This window comes from Beijerinckia sp. L45 (genome assembly GCF_009765775.1).
Lineage (GTDB): Bacteria > Pseudomonadota > Alphaproteobacteria > Rhizobiales > Beijerinckiaceae > RH-AL1.
On sequence record NZ_LMUU01000244.1, the window covers coordinates 10733 to 11137 of the forward strand.

1 protein-coding gene is annotated in these 405 nt (G+C 67.4%); it reads left to right on the forward strand.

Annotated elements, in window-relative coordinates; translation table 11 throughout:
- Positions 1–405, forward strand: a 405-nt coding sequence (locus GSQ79_RS29905) for an SOS response-associated peptidase family protein (protein WP_246725577.1), incomplete at both ends; no start/stop codon positions are given.

Genomic DNA, 405 nt, shown 5'->3' on the forward strand with positions numbered 1-405 from the left:
ACTCTTCGCGATCGACCGCGACCTGACGGGCAACCTGCCGCCGATGCCGGGCGTCTTCACCGACTACCCGGCGCCGATCGTGCGCAGGGGAGACGACGGCGAACGCGAGCTGACGATGATGCGGTGGGGCATGCCCGGGCCGCCGCAGTTCGGCGGCGCTCCGATCACGAACATCCGGAACACGACAAGCCCACATTGGCGCCGCTGGCTGAGGCCCGAAAGCCGCTGCCTGGTGCCATTCACGTCATTCTGCGAGTACGCCGACACGAAGCCGAAGAAGACGGCCACGTGGTTCGCCCTGGACGACAGCCGGCCGCTCTGCGCCTTCGCGGGAATCTGGACGACCTGGAACGGCGTCCGCGGCACGAAGGCAAAGCCGGTCGAAGGCGAACACCATCTCTATGG